The organism is Brenneria corticis (assembly GCF_003115855.1).
Lineage (GTDB): Bacteria > Pseudomonadota > Gammaproteobacteria > Enterobacterales > Enterobacteriaceae > Brenneria > Brenneria corticis.
Window position 1 is genome coordinate 138,271 of record NZ_KZ819080.1, and the last position, 18,339, is coordinate 156,609.

The window sequence follows — 18,339 nt, forward strand, 5'->3', positions numbered from 1 at the left end:
TGCCTTTTTCCGTGATGGACTAGAGGGGAGACGCGCCATGCCATTGTTTCCGTTTAATCGAGTGTTTTCATCCGCGTTTAACCCGTCACAGTTTGCCGCGGCGTTGCTGCGCCAGCGGCAATATTACGGCGTCGCTTCCCTGAGCCGGATGACGTCGGCGCAGCGTTGGCGCGCCGTCAGCGCCGCACTGGCCGAACAGCTGGCCGCATCCCGCCCTTTTCCCGCGCCGCCGGCCGACGCCGGCGCCCGGCCGGCGGCGCGCCACGTCAATTATCTGTCGATGGAGTTTTTACCCGGCCGCCTTACCGGCAACAATCTGTTGAATCTGGGATGGTATGACGCCGCGGCCGAGGTGCTGGCGCAGCAGCGGATTAGCCTGAGCGACGTGCTGGAGCAGGAAACCGATCCCGCTTTAGGCAATGGCGGACTGGGGCGGCTGGCATCCTGTTTTCTCGACTCCATGGCCACCGTGGGGCAGCCGGCGATCGGCTACGGCCTCAACTATCAGTACGGCCTGTTCCGCCAGCATTTCGCCCAGGGACGGCAGCAGGAGACGCCGGATGACTGGCGGGGCGACGGCTATCCGTGGTTTTTCCCGCGTCCGGAGCTGGCGGTGGACGTCGGTTTCGGCGGCGAATTGCAGCGGCAGGATGACGGCCGCGAATTGTGGCGGCCCGAATTTTTCTTCCGGGGCGAAGCCTGCGATCTGCCGGTCATCGGCTACCGCAACGGCCAAACCCAGCCGCTGCGCCTGTGGCAGGCCGGCCACCGCCAGCCGTTTGACCTGACGCTGTTCAACGCCGGGCGCTATCTTAAGGCGGAACAGGCCGGCGTGGCGGCGGCCAGCCTGACGAAGGTATTGTACCCGAACGACGATCATGCGGCGGGTAAACGGCTGCGGCTGATGCAGCAATACTTCCAGTGCGCCTGCTCGGTGGCCGATATTCTGCGCCGGCATCTGCAGGCGGGGCGGAAAGTGGCGGAACTGCCCGATTACGAGGTCATCCAGCTCAATGATACCCATCCGACGCTGGCGATCCCGGAACTGATGCGGCTGCTGCTGGACGAACACCGGATGGGCTGGGACGACGCCTGGTCGGTGACGTCGCGCACCTTCGCCTACACCAATCATACCCTGATGCCGGAAGCGCTGGAGCGCTGGAACGAAAGGCTCTTCGTCCGTCTGCTTCCGCGCCATCTTACCATTATTAAGCAAATAGACGCTCAGTTTAAAGCGCAGGTGGAGCGGCGGTGGCCCGGCGATCGCCGGGTGTGGGCGAAGCTGGCGGTGTGTCATCGGCGCCAGGTGCGCATGGCCAACCTGTGCGTGGTGAGCTGCTTTGCGGTAAACGGCGTGGCGGCGCTGCATTCGGAGCTGGTGGTGAAGGATCTGTTCCCGGAGTATCACCAGCTCTGGCCGCACAAATTTCACAACGTCACCAACGGCATTACGCCGCGCCGCTGGCTGAAACAGTGCAATCCGGCGCTGTCGGCGCTGATTGACGACACACTGCGCGCCGAATGGGTGAACGAACTGCCCGCGCTGCTAGGGCTGGAGCCTTATGCCGATGACGCCGCATTTCGCGAGCGCTACCGGCGGATAAAATACGACAACAAGGTGAAGCTGGCGCAACATCTGCAACATAGCCATGGGGTGACGCTCGATCCTCAGGCGCTGTTCGATGTGCAAATCAAGCGGCTGCACGAATATAAGCGCCAGCATCTGAACCTGTTGCATATTCTTTCTCTGTACCGGCAATTGCGTGATAACCCGCATCTGGATATAGTTCCGCGCGTCTTTCTGTTTGGCGCCAAGGCCGCGCCGGGGTATGTGCTGGCAAAAAATATTATTTACGCCATTAACCAGGTAGCGGAAAAAATTAATCGGGACCGCCGCTGCAACGATCGCCTGAAAGTGGTATTTATTCCCGATTACCGCGTATCGCTGGCGGAGCGGATCATTCCCGCCGCCGACGTGTCCGAGCAGATCTCGACGGCCGGCAAAGAAGCCTCCGGTACCGGCAATATGAAGCTGGCGCTGAACGGGGCGCTGACGGTGGGAACCTGGGATGGCGCCAACGTCGAGATGGCGCAACAGGTTGGCGCGGAGAACCTGTTTATTTTCGGTCATACGGTTGAGCAGGTAAAAGCGTTACAGGCGCGGGGATATACCCCCGCGGACTACATTGTTGATACCCCTTTGCTAAGTGAAATATTGGATGAACTGGCCAGCGGCGCGTTTAGTCAGGGAGACAGGCAAGCGTTTGCTCCACTGTTGAACAGCCTGCTGGAAGCGGGCGATCCCTATCTGTTACTGGCTGATTTCGCCCCTTATTGTCAGGTGCAGCGGCAGGTGGATGCGCTATATCGTGAACCGGAGGAATGGACTCGCCGTTGTGTACTGAATACGGCCAGAATGGGGATGTTCAGCTCGGATAGAGCGATTCATGATTACCAGAAGCGCATTTGGCAAGGGCGTCGTTAAGGAAAAGGAAGATGGTATTCAAGGCGGAGAACTCGGCAATTCAGCAGGTGGGTATTGCGGAAAAATATACCGATGCTTATGGCAATGAGCACATTGTCGACGCATCGATCAGGGACAGGCTGCTGGCGATGATGGATGTCTCCGGCAGCGACGGTGCGCCGCTGCCGCCGGTAAAGGTTTTTCTTCAGGGGCGGGATGCCGTTATCGATCTGGCCGGCAGCGGGGAATTTCACTGGACGCTGATGTATGAAAACGGCGGACAGATTCAGGGGCAGGTAACCGGCGCAACCCGTCTGACGCTCCCGGAGGCGCTTCCGCTGGGGTATCATCATCTTACGCTGACGCAGGCCGACCAGCGCTGGAACTGCCGGGTTATCGTGGCGCCGCCCCGCTGTTACGAGCCGGAAGCCCTGTCGCAGGGTAAGCGCTGGTGGGGCGTGACCGTCCAGCTGTATACCCTGCGTTCGCAAAATAACTGGGGCGTGGGCGATTTTGGCGATTTGCGCCAACTGGTGGAACAGATCGCCCGCCGCGGAGGCGCCTTCGTCGGGCTGAATCCGCTGCACTCGCTGTACCCGGCGGAGCCTGAGGCGGCGAGCCCCTACAGTCCCTCCTCCCGCCACTGGCTGAACGTCATCTATATTGACGTCAACCGGGTGGATGATTTTCAGCAGAGTTCGCCGGCGCAGCAGTGGTGGCGGCAAGAGGAAATGCAACAGCGGGTGGCGGCGCTGCGCGCGGAGCGTTGGGTGGATTATGAAGCGGTCACCGCGCTCAAGCTGAACGCATTACGCATGGCGTTCCACTATTTTACCACCCGCAGCCCGCTGGACCCGCGCATCAGCGCCTTTCGCCAGTTCGTGGTGAACGGCGGGCAAAGTCTGCAGCTACAGGCGACCTTCGACACCTTGCAGGCCTATCTGAAGCGCCAGGGGGAAAACTATGCCGACTGGCTGCAGTGGCCGGCCCGCTATCATGATGTTCACGGCGAGACGGTTAAGTCGTTTCGTCATGAACACGCCGATGAGATCAAATTTTATTGCTGGCTGCAATGGGTGGCTTATGAACAGCTGGCGGAGTGCTTCGCGCACAGCAAGCAGCTTGGTCTGCCTATCGGCCTGTATCGCGATTTAGCCGTGGGCGTGGCGCAGGGGGGCGCTGAAACCTGGGACGAGCGGCAGCTTTACTGCCTGGACGCCTCCGTGGGCGCGCCGCCCGATCCGCTGGGGCCGCAGGGGCAAAACTGGCAGCTATCTCCGATGAACCCCAAGATGCTGCGGCTGCGCGGCTACCAGCCGTTTATCGATGTGCTGCGCAGCAATATGGCGAACTGCGGCGCGCTGCGCATCGACCACGTGATGGCGCTGCTGCGCCTATGGTGGATACCCAAAGCGGAGTCCGCGGTTAACGGCGCCTATGTGCATTACCCGCTGGACGATCTGCTGGCGATACTGGCGCTCGAAAGCCAGCGCCATCGCTGTCTGGTGATCGGCGAGGATTTGGGAACGGTGCCGCCGGAGATCGTCAGTAAGCTGCATGAGTGCGGCGTCTATTCCTATAAAGTCTTGTTTTTTGAAAAGGACGAGCAGTATCGCTTCCGCTCCCCCGACCGCTATCCGCGACAGGCGATGGCCACCATCACCACCCACGATCTCCCCACGCTGCGCGGTTACTGGCAGGCGGTGGATCTGTCGCTGGGCAGGGATTTGGGGCTGTATCCGCATGACGAGCTATTGCAGCAGCAAATTCAATCGCGGGAAAAGGCCAAACAGGGGCTGTTGAATGCGTTGCATCAGCATGGGCTGCTGCCGCAGCGGGTGGGGCGAAATTCCACGTTGACGACCATGGGGGCGCCGCTTAACCGTGGCGTTCAGCGTTTTATGGCCGACACGGCCAGCGCGCTGGTCGGCTTTCAACTGGAAGACTGGCTGGATATGGCGACCCCGGTCAATGTGCCCGGCACCAGCCGGGAATACCCCAACTGGCGGCGCAAACTTAGCCGCACGCTGGAGTCGATCTTCGTCGACCGCTATCTTGAACGTTTGATTCGGGATATCGATTTGCGCCGCGGCGTGGCGCTGCCCGCCGTCGCCTGCGAGGAGGATGCCGCGGACGGTAAATGACGCGGCATCATGATGGAAACGCTAGTAATAGGAATGCTCGCCGCGCTGGTGCTCGGTGAGATCCCTTACGCCTTTCAGCTCGGGGAATTTTTCCAGCAGCTCTTTCTCAATCCCTTCCTTCAGCGTGTAGTCGACCATCGAACAGCCGTTGCAGCCGCCGCCGAATTGCAGGATCGCCAGGCCGTCGTCGGTAATTTCCATCAGCGTTACGCGGCCGCCGTGGCCGGCCAGCTGCGGGTTGATCTGCGATTGCAGCACATACTCCACGCGTTCAATCAGCGGCGCGTCGTCATCCACTTTACGCATCTTGGCGTTGGGCGCTTTCAGCGTAAGCTGAGAGCCCAGCTGGTCGGTAACGAAATCGATTTCGGCGTCTTCCAGATAGGGCGCGCTGAGTTCGTCCACGTAGGCTGAAATTTTCTCGAACTTCAGTTCGGTATCGCTGGCTTCCACTGCGTCCGGCGGACAATAGGAGACGCCGCACTCGGCGTTCGGCGTGCCGGGATTAATGACGAAAACGCGGATTTGCGTGCCTTCTTCCTGTTTTGCCAGCAATTTTAGAAAGTGTTCCTGAGCAGCGTCAGTAATACGGATCATAATGTTAGACTCAATGTTGACCATGCTTACCGGTTATAATACGCCCATCCCCCCGCGAACTACAAGGTGCGGCACAAACACCATACCTGAACCCCGGCCGCCCCTCGATTCAGCAACACCCGGCTGATTTCCGCCGCGGTACTGCCCGTCGTCACCACGTCATCCAGCAACGCCACCTGTTTTCCCGTCAACGACAGGTCGCAGCGAAAAGCGCCGCGCAGATTTTTACGCCGGGCGCCGGCGCCGAGCCGTTGTTGAATCCGGGTCTGGCGCACGCGGGTAAGCGCCCGCGGTTCATAGTCGCAGCGCAGCCAATGGCTCAGGGGGCGGGCCAGCAGTTCGGTCTGGTTGAATCCGCGCGACCAGTGACGCCATTTATGCAAGGGTACGGTGAACAGCTGCTCGGGCCGCGGCAGATAAGGCGGGGACGGCAGCGCCCGTTCACGGTAGGCCGCCAGCCAGCGTAATAAAATTTGCCGGGCAAGCACCGCGGCCAGCTCCGTTTTACCGTTGAATTTAAACTCTTTTATCAACGTGTTAAGCGGTGGAACATAGTCGCTGACAAAGATGATTGATTGCCAGGGCGGCGGATTGCGCAGACAGCGGCCGCATGGCCGCGTGGTATCGCCCGCGGGCAGTCCGCAGCGCGGACAGCAGGCGGGGAGCGGGGGTAAATGGCGCTGGCAGAATGAGCAAATCCCGTGCCGGCTGTGATAAAGCGGCAGCCGGCATAGCCAGCAGCGGGCGGCGATGGTTAACATAGGCGTTTCCCCGAAAAATGATAAAACAGGAAGATAACGGATGAAATCGCTGTATTGGCAGACCGAAGGCGCAGGAAAAACAGAACTTGTGTTGCTGCACGGCTGGGGACTGAACGCGCAGGTATGGGATGGCATCGCGCCGCGACTGGCTGCGCATTTTCGCCTGCATCGGGTGGACCTGCCCGGCTATGGCAGAAGCCGGGGATTCGGGGCGCTGTCGCTGGAGGAGATGGCGGCAACGGTGCTGGCGCAGGCGCCGGAGCGCGCCATCTGGCTGGGCTGGTCGCTGGGCGGACTGGTCGCCAGTCGCATAGCGTTAAGCGCGCCGCAGCGGGTGAGCGGCTTGATCACGGTGGCCTCGTCCCCCTGCTTTGGCGCCAAAGAGGCATGGCCGGGGATTAAGCCGGAGGTGTTGCACGGCTTTCAGCAACAGCTCAGCGAGGATTTTCAGCGCACCGTCGAACGTTTTCTGGCGCTGCAAACGCTGGGCACGGAGAGCGCGCGCCAGGACGCCCGGTTGCTGAAACGCGTGGTGCTGGAACAGCCCATGCCCTCCGTCGAGGCGCTGAACGGCGGGCTGGAGATTCTGCGCCGGACGGATCTGCGTCAGCCGCTGGCATCGCTGGCGCTGCCGTTTCTGCGCCTGTACGGGGCGCTGGACGGGCTGGTGCCGCGCCGGGTGGCGGGGGTACTGGATAGCCTGTGGCCGAACACCTCTTCCGTGGTTATCCCCAAGGCCGCGCATGCGCCGTTTATTTCCCATCCTGACGCGGTGGCGGAACGGCTGCTGGCGTTTAGCCAGCGGCCGGAGGTGATATGACGGCATGTAAACAGATGTCAGCAAGGATATCCATGTTCATCAAACTGTAAAAAAAGACCATTAGGTTATGTCCTGTTAATTCCGCAATCAAGGACATCTCGATGAAAGCTCGTTGGTTACTGCCGTTACTGTTTGCCGCCGCACTGCCGGGGATCGCCCAGGCGCAGGCCATTTATCCCATCGACCGCGCCACCATTCTTACCGGCGGGAAGTTCGATTTTAAAGTCGAATTTGATGAGGTGCTCAAGCCGGAAGACATTCGTATCCTGATCAACGGCAAAGATTATCAGCAGGTGCTGGGAAAAGCGGCCGCCTTTGTCGAACGTGAAGACAGCGAAAACGTCTCCGCCGTGTGGGTGCGGGATGTCAGCCTGCCGGAAGCGGGAAAATACGTGGTGGAAGCGCGGGCCAAAGGAAAAACCTCCTCGGTAACCTGGGACGTTTACCCGACGTCCGCTGAGCGTAAAGCCAAAAACGTGATCCTGTTTATCGGCGACGGCCTGTCGGTGGCCCACCGTACCGGCGCCCGCATTCTGTCTAAAGGCGTGACCGAAGGGAAAGCCGACGGCCGTCTGGCGATTGACGATCTGCAATATATGGCGTTCGCCGGGACTTCCAGTACCGATTCCATCGCCGCGGACAGCGCCAATACCATGAGCGCCTACATGACCGGCCATAAATCCGGCGTAAATGCGCTGGGCGTGTACGTCAGCCGCAGTAAGAACTCGCTGGAGCATCCGAAACAGGAAACGCTGGGCGAGCTGATTACCCGTTCGACCAAGATGTCCGTCGGCGTGGTCAGCGATGCTGAAATTGAAGATGCGACGCCGGCGGCGGTGGTATCCCACACCCGCCGTCGCGCGGATAAAGCGGAAATCGTCGAGATGTTTTACCAGGTCCAGCCCAGCGTGATTCTGGGGGGCGGTTCGGCCTATTTCCTGCCCAAGAGTACGCCCGGCTCAAAACGCAAAGACGAAAATAACTATATTGAAAAATTCCAGCAGGCGGGCTACCAGCTGGCGACCGACGCCGATACCCTGAAGCAGAACGCGGCGCAGGCCACCAAGCTTCTGGGGCTGTTCCATACCGGCAATATGGACGGCGTGCTGGATCGCCGTTTCCTGAAAAACGACGTGGCGAAGAAATTCCCCAATCAGCCGGATCTGACCGAGATGACCCAGGCGGCGCTGGACGTACTGTCTAAAAATCAGGACGGTTTCTTCCTGATGGTGGAGTCCGCGCTGATCGACAAAGCCTCGCATCCGCTGGATTGGGAACGCTCCTTCTATAACACCATCATGCTGGATCAGTCGGTGGCGCTGGCGCAGAAGTTTGCCGAGAAAAACCCGGATACGCTGATTATCGTGACCGGCGACCATACCCACGGCATCTCCATTATCGGCACGGTGGATGATGAAAAACCGGGCGACGATATGCGCGAAAAGGTCGGCGTGTATGAAGACGCCGGCTATCCGAACTATCAGGACGCCAATAAAGACGGTTACCCGGACGACGTGAATGTGTCCAAACGTCTGGCGGTCTTTTTCAACAACTTCCCTGACTACTACGAAACCTTCCGTCCGAAACTGGATGGCACCTTTGTGCCGGCCATCAAGAACGAGAAAGATGAGTACGTGGCGAACAAAGCCTATGAAAAAACGCCGGGCGCGGTGTTCCGCGAGGGCATCCTGCCGCGCTCTTCCGACACCGGCGTGCATGCGGTGGACGATATGGTGATTCAGGCCAGCGGTCCGGGGGCTGAACGAATCCGCGGTTATATGGAAAACACCGAGCTGTTCCGGGTGATTGTCGATGCCCTGGCGATAAAACCGCAGGACAAGAAGTAATTGACTGGTATGAGCGAGTCCAATGGCAATCCGGCGGGGGCAACCCCGCTATTTATCTGGCTGAAAGTCATCGTGCTGATCGCGCTGTTGGCGCCGTCGGCACATGTGAAAGCCGGGCCGCCCGAACTCTCTTTCGACAAGCTGTATGCGTCTTATGGCGTATTGGGGCTGGAATTCTCCGACGAGGTTAAAACGTTATCCGGCAAGCGGGTAACGATGCGCGGCTTTATGGCGCCCCCGCTGAAGGCTGAATCGCAGTTCTTCGTGTTGACCAAAATGCCGATGGCGCTGTGCCCGTTCTGTTCCTCCGACGCCGACTGGCCGGAAGACATTGTGGTGGTCTATCTGGCCAAGCGGCAAACCTTCGTGCAGAACAACGCCATGATTGAGGTGGAGGGCGTGCTGGAGCACGGTTCGTGGACCGATGCGCAAACCGGCTTCGTCAGCCTGCTGCGGCTGCGTGAAGCGACGTTCGATACCCTGTAGGAGGGGCGATGGCGGAGTTACTGATTCAAGACCTGAGCGTCACCTTTCCCGATACGCCGGATGCCGTGCTGGATATTCCGGCGTTGCGTATTGCGGCGGGGGAGCGGGTGGCGGTGATGGGGCCGTCCGGCTCGGGCAAAACCACGCTGGTGAATGCCATTACCGGCATGGATAACAGCGGTACGGGCAGCGTGATCTGGGCGCGGCAGGATATCCGCCGGCTGAATGAAGCGGGACGCGATCGCTGGCGGGCCGGACACGTGGGGCTGGTGATGCAGGATTTTCATCTGTTTCCCGGTATGAGCGCGCTGGAAAACGTCTTGCTGCCGGCGCGCTTTCATTACTGGCGCCTGCCCGCCGCGTTAAAGCGGCGAGCGGCCGATCTGCTGGCGCAGGTCGGGCTGGATACCGGCACGCGCCCGGTTGAGGTGCTGTCGCGCGGCGAAAAGCAGCGGGTGGCGGTCGCCAGAGCGCTGCTGAGCGCGCCGCAAATTATCGTCGCCGATGAACCGACGGCCAGTCTGGATGCGCGCAGCGGCGAGCACATCGCCGAGTTGCTGGCGACGCTGGCGCGCAACAATGGCGCCACGCTGGTGGCCATCACCCACGATCGCCATCTGGCGGCGCGCATGACCCGTTGTCTGCAATTGGAAAAAGGGCGGCTGATCGCCGATCGCGCCCAACCGGAGGCGGCATGATGATCCCATGGCGACTGATTTGGGTTGACTGGCGCCGATTATGGCCGGGCATCCTGGTCGTGGTGTTGCTGATCGCGACCGCCACGGCGTTGAGTATTTCCGTCAGCCTACAGGAAAGAGCGCTGCGCATGGGGAGCGCGCAAGCGGCGGATCGCTTTGATCTGGTGATCGGCGCGCCGGGCAGCGAAACGCAATTGGTGCTCTCTTCCGTTTTTCTGCAACCCTCGGCGCTGACGCTGATCCCCGCGCAGGTACTGGACGACCTGGCGAAAAATCCGCTGGTGGCCTGGGCGGCGCCGGTGGCGTTTGGCGACTTCTATCAGGGGATGCCGATTGTCGGCACCACGGCGCCGCTGGTGACCGATAACGGCAAGCGGCGGCTGACGGCCGGGCGGGTATTTAACGATGGTTACGAAGCGGTGGTGGGCGAGCACAGCGGTTTGGCGCTGGGGGATAAATTCAGTCCCGTCCACGGGCAGATCGGCACCGAGGGCGCGCATGCGCACGACGGGGTGACTTACACCGTGGTGGGGATTTTGCCCGCCGACGGCAGCGCCTGGGACAAGGCGATTCTGGTGCCGGTGAACGCGGTCTGGCGGGTACACGGCATTCAGCCGCCGGGCGACGCCGGGCATGACCACCACGAGGCTGAAGGGCCTCAGGGCGCGCATAAACACCATGATGACGATCATCACGGCGATGAGCACCATGCGGACGAACGCCATAACCACGACGAACGGCATCACGCAGAGGAGCACGAGCGCGACGCGCGGCAGGAACATGCTCATCCGGCGGGGGTGCCGGCCATTGTGGTCAAGCCCAAGAGTATCGCCGGAGCCTATCAGCTGCGTTCGCTATATCGCAGCAACCAGACTCAGGCGGTGTTTCCCGGCGAAGTGCTGGTAAAACTCTATTCTATTCTGGGGGATATCCGCGAGCTGCTGGTTTACCTCTCCGTGGGAACCCAGGCGCTGGTCGGCGTGGCGGTGGCGATGGCGGCGGTGATTCATCTGCGGCAGCGGCAAAAACAGATCGGCGCGCTGCGGGCGTTCGGCGCGCCGCGTTACGGTATTTTCGCGCTGATCTGGTGCGGGCTGATGTCGCTGGTGAGCGCCGGGGTGCTGCTGGGGACGGGCATCGGCTATGCCGCCGCCCGGGCCATTGCGGTGATCATGAGCGAGAAGAGCGGTTTTGTCCTGCCGGTGACGCTGGAATGGGAAGATATAAGGTTCGTCTTGCTCTTGCTGCTGGTCGCCGCCGTGGTGCTGACCGTTCCCGCCATGCTGGTTTATCGCCGGTCGCCCGCCGCGGCGCTGCGGGGGGAGTGATGGCCTGGAACCTGCTTTGGCAATAAAGTGTCGGGCCTGGGCAAGTCAGAATAACTAATGCGTAGCGCTCTGCATCTTTGTTCCGTCATTATCGTTTTTAGCCGCTCGCTGCCCCATGATTGGCGGCATGTAATAATCATGGGGCGCAGAGATCGTGAGAAACGGAATTGTTGCGATCGTTGAGTCCCTGGATATTCCGTGGGGCTAGGTGAAAATTTTTAATCGGCGTGAACGAACCGGACTAAGGCGTGAACTGCGTCAAAATCTTACCGAACCTGAACGCCGGCTGTGGGAGAAAATTCGGCATCGTCAGTTAGGTGTGAAATTTCGCAGACAGCATGGTATTGGTATTTATATTGTCGATTTCTATTGTGCCGAGTGCCATTTGGTCATTGAAGTTGACGGCGACAGCCATTTTTCGGCGCAAGGCAGCGCGCATGATTGTTTACGGGATGACTATATACGTTCTCTGGGTTTAAGCGTGTTGAGAATATCCAACACCGACATTATGAAAAATATTGATGGCGTATTGATGTTGATTAGCAGCGGGCTGGCATCTGCCAAACGTCAGTGAATATCTTTTGCCGCACGACCCCCTCCCGGCCTCCCCCTTCGCAGGGGGAGGAGAAAACCTGCTCCCTCCCCTGCGAAGGGGAGGGTTGGGGTGGGGTCGGCACAGGATCAACGCTTTTTTAACGCCGCGGCCAGCGCGTCGCTCATGGCGCTGTTGCCTGCCGTCGGCGCGTTGGCCGGGCGGGGGCGGGATTTGCCTGCCGGCCGGTTGGCCGGGGCGCTGGCGTCGCGAGTTCCGGCGCCGCGGCGCGCGGCGGTTTCCCCCGGCTGTTCGTCCAGCCGCATGGTCAGCGCGATGCGTTTGCGTTGCAGGTCGACCTCCATCACTTTGACTTTTACGATATCCCCGGCTTTCACCACCTTATGCGGGTCATCGACAAAGCGGTCGGCGAGGGCGGAGATATGCACCAGCCCGTCCTGATGGACGCCGATATCCACAAAGGCGCCGAAGTTGGTGACGTTGGTGACCGCGCCTTCCAGGATCATGCCCGGCAGCAGATCGTTCATGGTTTCCACGCCGTCGGCGAAGCTGGCGGTTTTGAACTCCGGCCGCGGATCGCGCCCCGGCTTCTCCAGCTCTTTGATGATGTCGGTGACGGTGGGCACACCGAAACGCGCGTCGGTAAAGTCGGCGGGCTTCAGGTTGCGCAGCGCCTCGGGGTTGCCCATCAGGTTCTGAATGGCCTGTTCGGTGGCGGCAAGAATACGTTGCACCACGGGATAGGCTTCCGGGTGAACCGTCGAGGCGTCCAGCGGGTTATCCCCGTGATTGATACGCAGAAAGCCCGCGCACTGCTCGAAGGCTTTCGGTCCCAGGCGGCTGACTTTCAGCAGCTGTTCCCGGTTGCGGAAACGGCCGTTTTCGTCCCGCCAGGCCACCACATTCTGCGCCATCATCCGCGTTAGGCCCGCCACGCGGGTCAGCAGGGCGACGGAGGCGGTATTCAGATCGACGCCGACGGCGTTGACGCAGTCTTCCACCACCGCATCCAGCTTTTTCGCCAGCAGACTCTGGCTGACGTCGTGCTGATACTGGCCGACGCCGATGGATTTCGGATCGATTTTCACCAGCTCCGCCAGCGGGTCCTGCAAGCGGCGGGCGATGGACACCGCGCCGCGCAGCGACACGTCGAGATCGGGGAATTCCTGCGCCGCCAGCTCGGAGGCCGAATACACCGAGGCCCCCGCTTCGCTGACGATCACCTTCTGCGCTTTGACGTCCGGGAACTGTTTTTGGGTATCGAGGAAGAAGCGTTCGGTTTCCCGCGAGGCGGTGCCGTTGCCGATGGCCACCAGCTCCACCTGATGCTTGATGCACAGCGCGGCGACGATAGCCGCGGCTTTGGCCGCCTGGCCGGTATGCGGATAAATGGTATCGGTGGCCACCAGCTTGCCGGTGGCGTCCACCACCGCCACTTTCACCCCGGTGCGCAAGCCGGGATCCAGCCCCATGGTGGCGCGCATGCCCGCCGGCGCCGCCATCAGCAGGTCGTGCATATTGCGGGCGAAGACGTTGATCGCTTCGTCTTCCGCTTTTTCCCGCACGCTGCCCATCAGCTCGGTTTCCAGGTGCAGCAGCACCTTGATGCGCCAGGTCCAGTTAATCACCGCCCGCCGCCAGCCGTCCGCCGGCGCATTGCCCAGCCGCAGGTCCAGATGGTCGATAATAATCTGCTCGCAGTAGCTTTCACGCGGCGCTTCCTCAAACTGCGGATCGGCGTTCAGCGACAGCTGCAATATCCCTTCGTTGCGGCCGCGGAACATGGCCAGCGCCCGGTGGGAAGGCACCTGGGCAATCGGCTCATGATGGTCGAAATAGTCGCGAAACTTCGCCCCTTGCTCCTCTTTCCCTTCCACCACGCGGGAAACCAGGTGGGCGTTCTTCCACAGATAGTGACGCACTTTCGCCAGCAGCGCCGCGTCCTCCGCAAAGCGCTCCATCAGAATATAGCGCGCGCCGTCCAGCGCCGCTTTCACGTCCGCCACGCCTTTGTCGGCGTCGACGTAAACCTGCGCCGCCCGTTCCGGCTCCTGGGCCGGATCCCGCCACAGGCTCTCCGCCAGCGGTTCGAGGCCGGCCTCGATGGCGATCTGGCCGCGGGTGCGCCGCTTGGGCTTGTACGGCAGATAGAGATCTTCCAGTTCGGTCTTGCTCAGCGTGCCGTTAATGGCATTGGCGAGCTGATCGGTCAGTTTTCCCTGTTCGTCGATGGATTTCAGAATAGTCCGGCGCCGATCGTCCAGTTCGCGCAGGTAACTCAGACGGGTTTCCAACTGACGCAGCTGCGTATCATCCAGCCCGCCGGTCACTTCCTTGCGGTATCGGGCGATAAAGGGGACGGTGTTGCCTTCGTCCAGCAGGCGGACGGCGGCGTCCACTTGCTCCGTACGCGCCTGCAGTTCGCCGGCGATAATCTGGCTTAATGAATCATTCATAGGTCTGATATCGATAGTCATCAATTAATGGGTTAAACAACTGGAGGACAGTTATACGGTTTGATAACAAAAAATGCCAGCCGTACCCGTCGGGGGAAGACGGCTATCGCCGCGGCGGCATGGTAAAAAAACGGTTTCGGGGATAGGGTAAACTTTATCTGCATCAATATTAGATAAGATTGTGATCACTGCGCGGCGTTTTTAGCGTATTAAATAAGCATGGGAAAGTTGTTCGGCGACGGCGGGCAACCACAGCCATAAAATTAGCCACCACCAGTAGCAATTCGGTCAGGAGAGCATCAATGACAGTAAGAAAGGCCACCCTTGTGCGCGACGGGCAGGAAGATATCACGCTGGATATTCGTTCGGGGGTGATGGGAAAGGATGCGCTGGATATCCGCCCGCTTGGCGCGCAGGAACTCTGCAGCTACGATCCCGGCTTTGCCAATACGGCGGGTTGCGAATCGGCGATTACCTACATTGACGCAGCCAACAGCGTGCTGTTGCACCGCGGCTTTCCCGTCGAGCAGCTGGCGGATAAATGCGATTTTACCGAAGTCTGCTTTATTCTCCTGCACGGCGAGGCGCCTTCTAAGGACGAGTACGCCAGCTTCGCCAATACCATTACCCGCCATACCCTGGTGCATGAGCAGATCGGCCGGATGTTCAGCGGCTTTCGGCGCGACGCCCATCCCATGGCGCTGATGTGTGCGGTCGTCGGGGCGCTGGCGGCTTTCTACCATGACGTGCTGGATATTGATAACGCCGAACACCGTGAGCTGGCCGCGGTCCGGCTGCTGTCGAAAATGCCGACGCTGGCGGCGATGTGTTACAAATATTCGATTGAACAGCCCGCGGTTTACCCGCGCAATGCGCTTTCCTATACCGGTAATTTCCTGCATATGCTGTTTGCGGTGCCGGCGGAAACCTATGAAGTGAACCCGGTGCTGGAAAGGGCGATGAACCGGATTCTGATTCTGCACGCCGACCACGGCCAGTGCCCCTCCACCATGGCGGTCCGGGCTTCCGGTTCGTCCGGGGCCAATCCCTTCGCCAGCGTCGCGGCGGGGCTGTCCTCCATGTGGGGGCCGTTGCACGGGGGCGCCAACGAAGCCTGTATGCGTATGCTGGAAGAGATCAAAACGGTCGATCGCATTCCCGCATTTTTACAGCGCGCCAAGGATAAGCGCAGCTCGCTGCGGCTGATGGGCTTCGGTAATTCGGTCTATCACCATTTCGATCCGCGCGCCGCCGTGCTGCGCAAAACCTGCCATGAAGTGCTCAGCGAACTGGGGATGGAAGACAGCCTGCTGCAGGTCGCCGTCGAACTGGAGCATATCGCCATTACCGATCCCTATTTCCTGGAGCATAAACTGTATCCCAGCGCCGATTTTTACACCGCGGTGATCCTCAAGGCGATGGGGCTGCCGTCATCCATGTTTACGGTGATCTCCGCGGTCGGCCGCACCGTGGGCTGGATTGCGCACTGGAATGAAATGCATGGGCAGGAACTGAGGATCTATCGCCCGCGTCAGGTTTACACCGGGCAGCCTCGCCGGGACTATGTTTCCCGGCAGGATAAATAACGCGGGGCCGCGTGGTTGATGCCCTGATTTATACCGTGAATCAGGCGGCCGTTTTGCCGCCGGGGCGGTGTTAACGCAGCCAGTTGGTTTTCGCCAGCTCAAGCACTTCATCGCCGCGTCCGTTGATAATGGCGCGCAGCATGTAAAGGCTAAAGCCCTTTGCCTGATCCAGCTTGATCTGCGGCGGCATCGCCAGCTCTTCGGTGGCGGTGATGACGTCGAGCAGCACCGGGCCGTCGAAGGCAAAGGCCTCTTCCAGGGCGGCGTCCAGCTCAGAGGCTTTTTCCACCCGGATGCCTTTCACGCCGCAGGCGTTGGCGATAGCGGCAAAGTCAGGATTTTTCAACTCGGTGCCGTCCGTCAGATAGCCGCCGGCCTTCATCTCCATGGCGACAAAGCCCAGCACGCTGTTGTTAAACACCACGATTTTCACCGGCAGCTTGAGCTGGGCGACCGACAGGAAATCGCCCATCAGCATGCTGAACCCGCCGTCGCCGCTCAGCGAAATAACCTGGCGCTGGCGATCGATCGCCTGCGCTCCCAGCGCCTGCGGCATGGCGTTGGCCATTGAACCGTGGCTGAACGAGCCGATCAGGCGGCGTTTGCCGTTCATTTTCAGATAGCGTGCGGCCCATACGGTCGGCGTTCCCACGTCGCAGGTAAAGATCGCATCCTCGCTGGCGTAGCGGCTGATCTGCTGCGCCAGATACTGCGGGTGGATCGCCTGTTTATCATTGGCGGTCGCCAGATCGTCGAGCCCTTTACGCGCGTCGGCGTAGTGCTCTAATGCCTTGTCGAGGAATTTGCGGTCGGTTTTTTCCTCTAACTGCGGCAGTAGCGCGGTCAGCGTGGATTTGATATCCCCCATCAGCGCCATATCCACATGGCAGTGCGAACCGAGGCTGCCGGGGTCGATATCGATCTGCACGATGGCGGCGTCGGCCGGGTAGAAGGCGCGGTAAGGGAACTGCGTGCCCAGCAGCACCAGCGTATCGGCGTTCATCATTGCGTGGTAGCCGGATGAGAAGCCGATCAGGCCGGTCATGCCGACGCTGTACGGGTTGTCATATTCAATATGCTCTTTGCCGCGCAGCGCGTGGACCACCGGCGCTTTCAGCGCGGCGGCCAGTTGCACCACTTCATCATGGGCGCCCGCACAGCCGCTGCCGCACATCAGCGTAATGTTTTTGGCGTTATTCAGCAGGTCGGCCAGCTTGCGCATCTCGCGTTCGTTGGGCTGAACCAGGGGATGCTGCGGCGGATACCAGTCCGCCGTCGCCTCTTCCGGCGCGGGTTGTAGCGCGATATCGCCGGGCAGTACCACCACGGACACGCCGCGATTGAGAATCGCCTTGCGCATGGCGATGCCCAGCACCTGGGGGAGCTGTTCCGGATTGGAAACCAGCTCGCAGTAGTGGCTGCATTCGCGAAACAGTTCCTGCGGATGGGTTTCCTGGAAGTAGTTGCTGCCGATTTCACTGGAAGGAATATGCGCGGCGATGGCGAGCACCGGAACGTGATTGCGATGGCAATCAAACAGGCCGTTAATCAAATGCAGGTTTCCGGGGCCGCAGGAGCCGGCGCAAACCGCCAGCTCGCCGCTGATTTGCGCTTCGGCGCCGGCGGCGAATGCCGCCACCTCTTCATGACGCGTCGGCATCCATTCGATGGTGCCCATACGGTTCAGGCTATCGCTCAACCCGTTCAGCGAATCTCCGGTTACGCCCCAAATGCGTTTTACGCCGGCGCTTTCCAGGGTTTTTGCTACTAAAGCGGCCACGGACTGTTTCATACTTTTTCGCTCCTTTCTGATTACCACACAGAAAAAAGCATACATGCATTAAGCCAAATGGGTCCGGTATAAGAGCGGCTAAATTGTGAACTGATGTTGTTATGGGCGGGATACCCCGGCCAGACTCAAGGTGATAACCCGTCGGCTATTCGCGACGGATCCGGCGGGCGATATGGTTTCCCAGCGATTGCAACAGCTGTACCAGCGCGATCAGCACCAGCGCGGTGGTGACGGTGGCGAAGGTGTCGAAACGCTGATAGCCGTAGGTGATCGCCAGATCGCCGATTCCGCCGCCGCCGACGGTGCCGGCCATGGCCGTCGCGCCAATCAGGCCGATGGTGGCGGTGGTCAGGGCTAAAATCAGCGACGACAGCGCCTCGGGCAGCATAAAGTGCCAGATGGTCTGCAACGGCGTGGCGCCCATCGCCTTGGCCGCCTCGATAATGCCTTCGTCCACCTCCAGCAGCGAGTTTTCCACCAGGCGGGAGATATAGGGGGCGATAAAGATAATCAGCGGCACGATGGCCCCCGGCGTGCCTATGGTGGTGTTCACGATCAGCCGGGTCAGCGGCAGAATGGCGATCAGCAGGATAATGAACGGCAGCGAGCGGATAATATTCACCAGCGGGTTCAGTATGCGGTACAGCGCGGCGCTTTGCAGCAGCCCGCCGGGGCGGGTGACGACCAGCAGAATGCCGAGCGGGACGCCGAGCAGCGAGCCGAGCGCCAGGGAGACGCTGACCATGATCAGCGTATCGTGCAGGGCGAGAAGGAATTGATCGGCGGTTATCGCGGTTTCAAACATGG

General features: G+C 60.4%; 14 protein-coding genes. 9 read left to right on the top strand and 5 right to left on the bottom strand.

The features are described 5' to 3' along the window. The first annotated feature begins 37 nt into the window (after positions 1 to 37). Entirely contained in the window at positions 38 to 2,485 is a 2,448-nt protein-coding gene (malP, locus tag DDT56_RS12870) for a maltodextrin phosphorylase (RefSeq protein WP_136166841.1), read from the top strand. 11 nt (positions 2,486 to 2,496) lie between these two features. Beyond that, positions 2,497 to 4,608 carry a 4-alpha-glucanotransferase gene (malQ, locus tag DDT56_RS12875; RefSeq protein ID WP_136166842.1) on the top strand — a complete coding sequence of 704 codons (2,112 nt, stop codon included), beginning with the start codon at positions 2,497 to 2,499 and terminating at the stop codon, positions 4,606 to 4,608. A 21-nt stretch (positions 4,609 to 4,629) separates the two neighbouring features. On the opposite strand, the gene nfuA is transcribed toward malQ, so the two are convergent. Both nfuA and gntX read right to left on the bottom strand, forming a co-directional pair. Continuing rightward, the gene (gene nfuA, locus DDT56_RS12880; RefSeq protein ID WP_009111132.1) at positions 4,630 to 5,205 is read right to left on the bottom strand and encodes a Fe-S biogenesis protein NfuA; all 576 of its coding nucleotides are present in this window, start codon (positions 5,203 to 5,205) and stop codon (positions 4,630 to 4,632) included. Positions 5,206 to 5,264: 59 nt separating this feature from the next. Next, positions 5,265 to 5,966, bottom strand: a complete 702-nt coding sequence (gene gntX / locus DDT56_RS12885; protein WP_136166843.1) for a DNA utilization protein GntX — start codon at positions 5,964 to 5,966, stop codon at positions 5,265 to 5,267. 40 nt (positions 5,967 to 6,006) lie between these two features. Here gntX and bioH point away from each other — a divergent pair, with 40 nt between their 5' ends. The 6 genes from bioH (at position 6,007) to DDT56_RS12915 (ending at position 11,719) form a co-directional block, all read left to right on the top strand. Beyond that, on the top strand, positions 6,007 to 6,786 hold the full coding sequence (gene bioH, locus DDT56_RS12890) for a pimeloyl-ACP methyl ester esterase BioH (RefSeq protein WP_136166844.1): 780 nt from the start codon (positions 6,007 to 6,009) through the stop codon (positions 6,784 to 6,786). Between the two features lie 101 nt (positions 6,787 to 6,887). Beyond that, positions 6,888 to 8,633, top strand: coding sequence for an alkaline phosphatase (locus tag DDT56_RS12895; protein ID WP_136166845.1), 1,746 nt, complete (start codon positions 6,888 to 6,890; stop codon positions 8,631 to 8,633). Positions 8,634 to 8,642: 9 nt separating this feature from the next. Then, positions 8,643 to 9,119, top strand: coding sequence for a hypothetical protein (locus DDT56_RS12900; RefSeq protein ID WP_136166846.1), 477 nt, complete (start codon positions 8,643 to 8,645; stop codon positions 9,117 to 9,119). 8 nt (positions 9,120 to 9,127) lie between these two features. Continuing rightward, positions 9,128 to 9,817, top strand: coding sequence for an ABC transporter ATP-binding protein (locus DDT56_RS12905; protein ID WP_136166847.1), 690 nt, complete (start codon positions 9,128 to 9,130; stop codon positions 9,815 to 9,817). Then, entirely contained in the window at positions 9,817 to 11,145 is a 1,329-nt protein-coding gene (locus DDT56_RS12910) for an FtsX-like permease family protein (protein WP_136166879.1), read from the top strand. The genes DDT56_RS12905 and DDT56_RS12910 overlap by 1 nt, the downstream gene beginning before the upstream one ends. A 208-nt stretch (positions 11,146 to 11,353) precedes the next feature. Continuing rightward, the gene (locus DDT56_RS12915; protein WP_136166848.1) at positions 11,354 to 11,719 is read left to right on the top strand and encodes an endonuclease domain-containing protein; all 366 of its coding nucleotides are present in this window, start codon (positions 11,354 to 11,356) and stop codon (positions 11,717 to 11,719) included. A 107-nt stretch (positions 11,720 to 11,826) separates the two neighbouring features. Here DDT56_RS12915 and DDT56_RS12920 read toward each other — a convergent pair whose 3' ends face one another. Continuing rightward, positions 11,827 to 14,154, bottom strand: a complete 2,328-nt coding sequence (locus DDT56_RS12920) for a Tex family protein (RefSeq protein WP_136166849.1) — start codon at positions 14,152 to 14,154, stop codon at positions 11,827 to 11,829. A 302-nt stretch (positions 14,155 to 14,456) separates the two neighbouring features. On the opposite strand from DDT56_RS12920, the gene DDT56_RS12925 reads away from it, so the two are divergent. Continuing rightward, on the top strand, positions 14,457 to 15,740 hold the full coding sequence (locus DDT56_RS12925; RefSeq protein WP_136166850.1) for a citrate synthase: 1,284 nt from the start codon (positions 14,457 to 14,459) through the stop codon (positions 15,738 to 15,740). A 70-nt stretch (positions 15,741 to 15,810) separates the two neighbouring features. Here DDT56_RS12925 and poxB read toward each other — a convergent pair whose 3' ends face one another. Both poxB and DDT56_RS12935 read right to left on the bottom strand, forming a co-directional pair. After that, positions 15,811 to 17,532: a ubiquinone-dependent pyruvate dehydrogenase gene (gene poxB, locus DDT56_RS12930; RefSeq protein WP_136166851.1), complete on the bottom strand. Its 1,722-nt coding sequence runs from the start codon at positions 17,530 to 17,532 to the stop codon at positions 15,811 to 15,813. 145 nt (positions 17,533 to 17,677) lie between these two features. Then, positions 17,678 to 18,337 carry a methionine ABC transporter permease gene (locus DDT56_RS12935; protein WP_136166852.1) on the bottom strand — a complete coding sequence of 220 codons (660 nt, stop codon included), beginning with the start codon at positions 18,335 to 18,337 and terminating at the stop codon, positions 17,678 to 17,680. Positions 18,338 to 18,339: the final 2 nt, after the last annotated feature.